The sequence below is a fragment of the Bartonella sp. AP150HLJHH genome (assembly GCF_042196385.1).
In the GTDB taxonomy this organism is placed as follows: domain Bacteria; phylum Pseudomonadota; class Alphaproteobacteria; order Rhizobiales; family Rhizobiaceae; genus Bartonella.
Genome location: NZ_JBHIQC010000013.1, coordinates 40,614 through 49,244, shown reverse-complemented (window position 1 = coordinate 49,244; position 8,631 = coordinate 40,614). Strand labels below are relative to the sequence as shown.

Sequence of the window (8,631 nt, the reverse complement as noted above, 5' to 3'; positions counted from 1 at the left end):
TTTTTATTTTTTTTAAATAAAATAACCCAAACTTTACCAATGAAATATTGAACAAAAAATCCTATTTCAAAACATTATTGGAAACAAGCAATTATAGGCAAAATCTGCCTTCATAAAAATAAAACATGAAAACAGCAAGGAGTTCAAAGAGAGCATGACGCCTTTAAAGTAAAATATAGCACCCCATTGCAATGCATAAAAATAGGAAGTTGCCTAGGAATGAGTTAATCACAATAACGCTTGTTTTATACTACTTTAATAGAGAAAATTTTCTGCGCAGATACGATTTATAAAGACATTGCTGTATAAAGAGAATCGCATGATCTGTAATTTGTAAAAAGAATCAAATTCCTGTAGAAGCATGCTAAGCTATCTATCTAGCTTTCTTTATTTAATATTGAAAAGTACTTTTATAAATCTATGTGGGATAACGAACAACAAAAAAACGATCCTGGACAAGACCCTGCTCTTGTCGTCAAGCGCTTGCGGCCTGCGCGCCGACAGGTCTCTGCTCGTTGGCTTACGGGAACCATTCTGACAGGAATCACTTCCTGCATTCTTATGGGGATTGCACTTTTTACGGCTCTTGATGAACAACAGCGATTGGTAACACCGCCACAATGGTTTACGCAAGAAAACCTATCAGAATCACAAGACCCTGAGGCCAATGGCTATAAAGGTGATCGTATTTCTCCCACCCATGCAAGGCAAAGCTTTGACAGAAAACGTCAATTTGAACTATCGATTCTACAAAAAAAAGGCGATGAAAAAGTCATTCAAACACAACATTTTGAATGGATTCGTATGGCTTTAGCCGAAAATCGCCCCCAGAAATATAGCTATCCAAAATTTGATTCTTTAAGCATTCTTGCTAGTGATACGAAAAATCAAAATATCGCACCACAAGAAGATTCTGGGCAGATTTATGGAGCAAAGGTTGAAACAAAACTCACCTTACGCAGCTATGATTTTAAGGTAAATCAATTCGATTTTGATGACAGCGACACATTGACAGATGAAGAGGCACAACAAGAAGTACAAAAAGCTGGATTTACTTTAGAAAAGAGCTCCGAACTTCTTTCAGTTCTCACATTGATTGATCCTTTAAAATTAGAAGATGTATCCTCCCCTTCCCAAGGCACAGAATCCCCTGAAGTTCGAATCGTTCAAGAAAATGTAACCGTTTCTCCTCAAAGTCACCGTATCGATCTGACGAAAAACTATGTTGAAGATATTATTCCTATTCGTAAAAAACAAACGATAGCCGATGCTTTCAAAAAAACCAGTTATACAAAAAAGCAAATTGACCAGGTTGTAAAAACGCTAGAAAAAATAAGCCTTTCCGATTCCCTTAAAGAGGGAAGCCTTTTACGCATTGGTATCGTGACACAAGCTGGTGAAGAAGACCATCTCGTACGCGCAAGTATCTATCAAGGGATGCATCATGTTCTCACCATTGCCCTGAATGATAAAGGCCAATTCATTGAAAGCACAGAGCCTAAAATGTCTAAAGCACTTAAAACGGCTTTTCAAAATGGTATTCCACATTCTTATATCAATAGCGCACAATTACCAACGGCTTATGATGCACTCTATAGTGCTTTGCTAAGCCATAATATATCACAATCTCTCTCTCATCGTCTTATTCGTCTGCTGGCCACCAATATTGATATGAAAAGTCCGATAACACCCAATGATCAGATCGAAATATTTTATGCTGTACCACAAAGCGATAAAGAAAACAAAAACGGCAAAAAGAATTTGAAAGCAAAGGAAGTATCCAAGAACGCTGATCCAGAAATTCGTTATATTAGTGCAACTTTTGGGAATACAACTTATAAATATTACCGTTATCAATTAAAAGATGGAAGCGTTGATTATTATGATTCTGAAGGGAAAAGTTCAAAGCCTTTCTTGCTGCGCAAACCCACACCAAATGGCATTTTTGGCTCTCCCTTTGGTCCACGCAAACATCCTATTTTAGGCTATGTCCGCATGCATACGGGGGTTGATTGGATTGCTCCTAAAGGATCACCCATTATTGCTGTAGGAGATGGTATTGTCACAAGAGTAGGCGTAACAGGCGGCTATGGAAACCATACGGAAATTCAACATGCCAATGGATATATCAGCAGTTATTCACACCAAAGTCGTTATGCACCAGACATCAAACCAGGCGTGAAAGTACGACAAGGACAAATTATTGGGTATGTTGGATCAACAGGAATGGCAACCGGACCCCATTGTCATTTTGAAATCATTGTCAATGGCGTCAAGGTTGATCCCATGCGCATTCGTATACCGGATAGCAAAGCCTTAACCAATCAAGACCTACAAACATTCCTACAAGAAAAAAACAACATTGATGCCTTGATCAACAGCCCAATAGCACCCTCCGAAGAGACTTAAAGCATGAAAGCATCTGCATTTTTACGACTCAAAACATCTAAAAAATATGCTTGAGCGCTTACTTTTCTCAAAGAGATTTCCGCATTTTAAATATCTATTAAAGAATACGCCGAAAGATTCCACCACCCAAGGTCGCATCACAATGATTAAAAATAAAACACCCTCCCCTTTTCAGGTTTACGCACAATAGAAAAGTGAAAAATATGAAACCCCAAAAGGCTAACTCTTCTTGTTTATTTTATCAAAACGATAGCCCGTCCTTATTTGCCATGCAATAAAATCTCAAATCAAAGAGGTGCCCGCTAAAGGATGAAGATTCTAAAATCCATATCATTCTATAAACAACCCGACTTCTTGTTGAATAGATTCCACTTGTTGAATGTATGCTGTTCATAGCCCTAAAGGACGGTGTTTCATGAACTTTATGAGCACGTTCTACCTTAAGAATATTCCTTACACACTTTTACAAAAACACCCCATATTTAAAGTTTCACATGCCTTACAAAAAATAACAAAACTTGAAAAAACAATCTTTTTGCAAAGCAATAGAGCTTACGAATATAAGTATTATTGGCTTAAAGGAGCACTTATTCAAAATAAATTTAAAGGCTAACTTAAGCACTTCAAAGCTCTCAGACAAGGAGAACTTTGAAAGCCGATCATCGGAGTCAACAAAGCAAAAAAACAACAAGAGAGAAAATCAAACATTACACCAAAAGATAAAGAAGCAAAGTTGTTTCTCTTGAAGGCAATTGACAATCTGATATGAATGGTGCTGTGTTCGCGCTACTGAAGCCGTATTTTTCCTTCTTCTTGTGAAAAGATGCCCTCCCCATACATTCACGATGAATGAAAGGCAGCTTACCACGAGAAAAGAGAAAATTTACCCTTTTAAAAAATCAGTCAGAGCTTTTTTTTGAACTATTCATGCTAAGTTTTGGCAAAGGAATGACAATCTTTGTGCCTCCTAAAGCAGAAGTTTCAAACAGAGGTTTTTCACCAAATTGCATACAGAGCTGTTCCACGACCACACGACCAAGTCCTGTTTTTTGTTTTAAAGTTTGGCTTTTCATTCCCACGCCATCATCTTCTACAATGAGCATCAATTGTCCATCTTTCTGGGGACCAAAGGAGATATAAATATGACCAGACCGTTGATCAGGAAAGGCATGTTTTAAGGAATTTGTCAGCAGTTCACCAAGGATAATTCCAAGTGTTGTCGCATCTCTTGAAGACAGGCGACAATCTTTAAAGTTGGTGTGAATGGTGATGTTTTCACGCAATTCAAAAGGGACTGCCAATTCGACATCATGCACAACAGAGCTGAGAAACTCTGCCAATAGTGTCGTTTCCATATCATCACTTAAGCGCAAACGACGATGTGCTGTAGAAATTGTCTGAATACGATCACGTGCAGCCCCTAGAACAGCACGGACCTCTTCATTTTTGCTCCGGTTTAACTGGAGCCCCAACAAAGAAGACACCGTTCCAAGAGAATTGCCAATACGATGGCTTGCATCCTGCAACAATATTTCAACCCGTTGGCGTTCTTTTTCAGCGTGATTACGTGCTCTTTCTAATTCTTGTGTTCGTTCTTTCACGCGGGCTTCCAGAGCGATATTTTCACTATGAAGCAGCAATTGATACAATTTTAAAGAGCGCATATCACGATGAAAACGATTAATAACAAAATAGGCAGAAATAAAGGTACTCACAACGGAAACAATAGCCGCCAATGTCAAAGCCGCCCGCATCAATGCGATACCCTCACGCTGTTTTTGTCGCACCACATCATCCCCATTAATAAAGCTTGTCATCAATTGAGCTAAACGTGCTACAGGAATCTTTGATACTTCCAAAGAGTCCGCATGAGAGGGTTGAGAAGGTTGTTCAGGAATCGCATCAAGAGCACGCATATGGGCATTCATAAAGGCTTTTCGTGCTTCAACCTCTTCTTTAAAAGCCGTAAACCATTTATACCACTGCGGATGCGCATAAACAATAAGTGCGATATAGTCGAGAATATTCCCCAACTCCCGCTCTGCATTTTCAAAACGTATTTTATCTTCCGCCTTGCGCGTTTTTGCATAGCTGCGATCAGCAACAGCCATATCAATCAGGCTAATAAGGACCAAATCAGCCTGTTCGCGCAATTCTGAACTTGTATTCAACTGTGCGACTTCTCGATCAACGGCATTTGAAAGCAACATAATAAAAACCGATGCCAAAAGAGCCATAACAAGAGAAACAACAATCGCACCCCACCGCCAGCGTGATATCGTTGCATCAGAAGAAGGCATTTGAGGCATCAAATTTGTTTTTGTTGTCATAGAATGTCCATTGGCGAACTTGAAAGTCGTCATTTTTCAGCACAAAGGAAGGCAACCTTATGGAACATAAAACCTAAAGCCCGTGAGAAAGTTTTATACAGGCTTTTCTTGTGTTCCTAAGGATACACGCCAAACTTCTGAATTCCCTCAGATACTGACTTTACTGTAATAGCTATAACGGGAATAAAAAAAACAAGGCTATCAATCATAATTATTATGCTTTTTTAGCCGTTAAATGAACACAATGTACTTCCAGCTGAGTAAGAATCAGGACCATAATCAGACTCACCATTGACTTTAAGAAGTTCTTGTAATCGATTACGCGCCCTGCTCACACGGCTTTTAATGGTTCCAACAGCACAACCACAAATAGCCGCAGCATCTTCATAAGAAAACCCCGATGCGCCAATGAGAATAATGGCTTCTCTTTGATCGGCAGAAAGCAAATTTAAGGCTTTTTTGAAATCTTGCAAATCAAGCGATCCATATTGAGCAGGATGAACAGCGACATTTTGAGTAAACACGCCATCGGTATCTTGAACTTCTCTTCCCTTTTTACGCATTTGACTATAAAATTCATTGCGCAAAATGGTAAAAAGCCAAGCTTTAAGATTAGTTCCCATCTCAAAACTATCTTGCTTAGCCCATGCCTTCATAACAGTATCTTGGACCAAATCTTCGGCTTTATCGTGCTTGCCACTTAAAGAAACAGCAAAAGCTCGTAAAGCCGGCAACACAGAAAGGAGTTCTTGTTTAAAGTTTTTCGCGCACTTTGACATAAAGGATTCAAACCTTTTCCACATTGTTTAAGCCAAATTGCTCTGCGCGCTCCAACTTCTCTAAAAGCTCAAGCAAACACCGTGGCAGTGCTTCTTCTTGAATTTCCATATAAAATTGACGTAACTTCCGTGCTATTTCGCTATTGACCCCGAGAAGATCATCTCCAACTCTAAATTGTGTAGTGAGATTTTTTTCATCACGGTCGTTCATTTTTCATCCCCCTAATCCATATATTACTAGTAGCACCGCGAAGAATTTTTCGCCTTATAGTTGTAAATATAGCTGCCGGTAAAAAGTTCCATACAAATCAAGGAACTTTTTTATCGGTTGAGAATTTCAACCAACAAAATGCTTGAAAGGTCAAAGGAGTTATAAATTATGTCATTATCAACGCGCATTGCCCCGCATCTTCCCTATCTTCGGCGTTTTGCCCGCTCTGTCACCGGTAGCCAATCCTCTGGCGATGCCTATGTTTCAGCGATGTTGGAAGCACTCATTGCCGACATCTCCATTTTTCCCAAAGCCTCCACTGACCGAATTGGTACCTATTGGCTTTTTTGCCATCTTTTTGACCAAACCACACCGAACATCCCAGAACCCCTGCCCCAATTTGGTCTTGAACAAAAAACCAGTGCCAAATTATCCTATCTCACGCCCCGTGCACGCCAAGCATTTTTGCTCATTGCCGTTGAAGGGTTTCATGAACAAGACGCCAGCGAAATCATGAATCTGGATACGAAAGAATTTCGCAAGCTTCTCAACCAAGCATCCATTGATATTTCTCAACAAATTGCCACTGAAGTAATGATTATTGAAGATGAACCTCTTATTGCACTTGATATTGAGCAAATGGTAGAAAGCCTAGGTCATCATGTTGTAGGAATAGCGCGCACGCGTGATGAAGCTGTCATCATGTATCATAAGAAAAAACCACGGTTGATTTTGGCTGATATTCAATTAGCCGATAACAGTTCAGGGATTGATGCGGTCAACGAGATTTTGAAAAATGACCGTATACCGGTGATTTTCATCACGGCTTTTCCCGAAAGGCTTCTCACTGGCGAGCGTCCAGAACCAACTTTTTTAGTGACCAAACCTTTTAACCCTGATATGGTGAAAGCGCTTATTTCCCAAGCTTTATTTTTTCAAGAGAATGCTTCTAAAGCGGCTTAGAACAGGGTAACATCTTAAAATTATGATCGTTACGCCTCTTTCAAAGCCTCCCATGGATAGATCTCATATGAGTGCGCTCATGCAAGCGATTCGTGGTGCTGATATTTGCGTTCTCTATCAGGCAACAAATCTGGTTTATTTATGGGCTGAAAACTTGCCACATCATTTGCACAATAAATGGCGGGTTGGGTGTCGTGACAGCGACTTTTTTTCGCTTGACCTTGCAGACAATATGGAAACCATCAAACTGCAAGTTTTAGCCAGTGGCAAAATGCAAACTGTTGAAGCACGTTTTGAAGATACAAACAAACAAGAGATTTGGTACAAATTTTCTATTGATTGCCACCGCAATGATAACGAAGACATTATTGGTATTATCACCACCGGTGTCAATATTTCCGGCTTACGCCGCCGTGAACAAGTGCTTAAAATCCTTCTTCGCGAAGTCAGTCACCGTTCTAAAAATCTTCTAGCGATCATTCAAAGTATTGCCAGTCAAACCGCCCGCTATACTGAATCTCTTCAGGTTTTTTTACGAAAATTTCAAGGTCGTCTTCATTCTCTTTCTCATTCTCAAGATCTGATCACTGATTCCGATTGGCGCGGTGCTCAATTTCGCGAATTGGTCCAAACGCAGGCTTTAGGTTATTTTATGAAAGAAACAGAACGTTTTTCACTTGAAGGCGTCGATCCTTATCTTTTTCCCAATGCCGCTTTGCATATCGGTTTGGCTTTTCATGAACTGATTGTCAATTCTCTTTCTTTTGGAGCCCTTTCCCAAGAAAAGGGGAGCATCTGTGTACGCTGTGAAATCGAAACAAAACTGAATGGCAAAACGCAACTTATCATCACTTGGCATGAAAATTTTGAATCCGGCATCCCTCCCACAAACAATAAAAAAGCCTGTTTTGGTAGTGCCGTTCTCGAAAAAATCGTTCCCATTTCCGTGAATGGTTCAGCTTCTCTCAGATTGACACAAGAAGGAATTGTCTATTGCCTCTCTGTTCCTGATACTTATTTTGATATTTTTTCTTAAAAGAGCATTTTAAACAATGAACAAGAGAATTTTCCCCTTTTTTAGCAAAATGTCTCATCTGTTTATTAAGCACAAAGATATTTTCCAACCTCTTTAAACCAACCTCTATAGTCCCCCAATAGTTCCGCAAAACCTTAACGATGAGAACTGAAAGTCACATAAAATCCATTCCCGCTGTCAATCAACTTCCATCCCTCATATAACCGGCATATTTTAAAACAGAAACCAAAACGATAAAGAGCAAACCGTTTCAGCTTTTATATGCAAAATAAAAGCGAGCCTGTTACCCATCTCTTTTTGTGTAATTTTCGCAATGCGTATATAATTTTATTTTGGCAGAATATGAAATTTCAAGGAGTAAAGCTAATATCCATCATCACTCTTCAGCTTTACGGGCTTAAAGCATCCACGACAACGACAATTAATTGATGTAAATTACACATTTTATGCTTTTATTTATCGCATTCTTTAATGGAGATATCCTCTTCAGTTACAATAGGGCATCCTAAAACAGGATACACTTGTGTTCCTCATTCACGCACTTTTTTAATATTTCCCAGCGCATCCACGCTCATTTCAAAACAGTATGTGTAAATAAGATATAATAGCCCCCGTAAAGTGAACCATCAAAACCGCCCCTTGTTACGCCACGTCCTTCTTTACCTTCATGCCCCTTTTCACTTCATAAAAGTAGTAGCTGAGTATCATCATACCATTTGTCTCTCATGTTACAACAGCCATTGACCTTTGAGAGCGTCCATAAGAGGCATTTTAGTCTTGTTTCAAATATTTCTCACCGCCACAAAGCCCATACATACCCTTTTATGACGTGCAAGCCAATGACTTTGATTAATTCACTATAGAACTAGCATCTCAAAGGAGGAACGGACATCTCAAAGGGGA

Annotated in this window: 6 protein-coding genes; 3 read left to right on the top strand and 3 right to left on the bottom strand. The window is 39.5% G+C overall.

Going from position 1 to position 8,631, the window contains the following annotated elements; all coding sequences use genetic code 11:
* The first annotated feature begins 420 nt into the window (after positions 1-420).
* Positions 421-2,409: a M23 family metallopeptidase gene (locus ACFING_RS06495; protein WP_375630227.1), complete on the top strand. Its 1,989-nt coding sequence runs from the start codon at positions 421-423 to the stop codon at positions 2,407-2,409.
* An 899-nt stretch (positions 2,410-3,308) separates the two neighbouring features.
* Here the strand turns inward: ACFING_RS06495 and ACFING_RS06490 are convergent.
* The 3 genes from ACFING_RS06490 to ACFING_RS06480 all read right to left on the bottom strand — a co-directional run bounded on the left by ACFING_RS06490 (position 3,309) and on the right by ACFING_RS06480 (position 5,729).
* Positions 3,309-4,739: a sensor histidine kinase gene (locus ACFING_RS06490; RefSeq protein WP_375611692.1), complete on the bottom strand. Its 1,431-nt coding sequence runs from the start codon at positions 4,737-4,739 to the stop codon at positions 3,309-3,311.
* A 224-nt stretch (positions 4,740-4,963) separates the two neighbouring features.
* Positions 4,964-5,518 carry an RNA polymerase sigma factor gene (locus ACFING_RS06485; protein ID WP_375611691.1) on the bottom strand — a complete coding sequence of 185 codons (555 nt, stop codon included), beginning with the start codon at positions 5,516-5,518 and terminating at the stop codon, positions 4,964-4,966.
* Positions 5,519-5,525: 7 nt separating this feature from the next.
* A complete protein-coding gene (locus ACFING_RS06480) occupies positions 5,526-5,729 on the bottom strand; it encodes a NepR family anti-sigma factor (RefSeq protein ID WP_375610684.1) in 204 nt (67 codons plus the stop codon).
* Between the two features lie 168 nt (positions 5,730-5,897).
* Here ACFING_RS06480 and ACFING_RS06475 point away from each other — a divergent pair, with 168 nt between their 5' ends.
* On the top strand, positions 5,898-6,692 hold the full coding sequence (locus ACFING_RS06475) for a response regulator (protein ID WP_375607013.1): 795 nt from the start codon (positions 5,898-5,900) through the stop codon (positions 6,690-6,692).
* 22 nt (positions 6,693-6,714) lie between these two features.
* Entirely contained in the window at positions 6,715-7,728 is a 1,014-nt protein-coding gene (locus ACFING_RS06470; RefSeq protein WP_375613649.1) for a sensor histidine kinase, read from the top strand.
* Positions 7,729-8,631 lie beyond the last annotated feature (903 nt).

Coding starts and splice junctions, on each gene's coding strand:
- ACFING_RS06490 (WP_375611692.1), bottom strand. CDS start 4,739: ATGACAACAAAAACAAATTTGATGCCTCAAATGCCTTCTTCTGATGCA.
- ACFING_RS06480 (WP_375610684.1), bottom strand. CDS start 5,729: ATGAACGACCGTGATGAAAAAAATCTCACTACACAATTTAGAGTTGGA.
- ACFING_RS06485 (WP_375611691.1), bottom strand. CDS start 5,518: ATGTCAAAGTGCGCGAAAAACTTTAAACAAGAACTCCTTTCTGTGTTG.
- ACFING_RS06495 (WP_375630227.1), top strand. CDS start 421: ATGTGGGATAACGAACAACAAAAAAACGATCCTGGACAAGACCCTGCT.
- ACFING_RS06475 (WP_375607013.1), top strand. CDS start 5,898: ATGTCATTATCAACGCGCATTGCCCCGCATCTTCCCTATCTTCGGCGT.
- ACFING_RS06470 (WP_375613649.1), top strand. CDS start 6,715: ATGATCGTTACGCCTCTTTCAAAGCCTCCCATGGATAGATCTCATATG.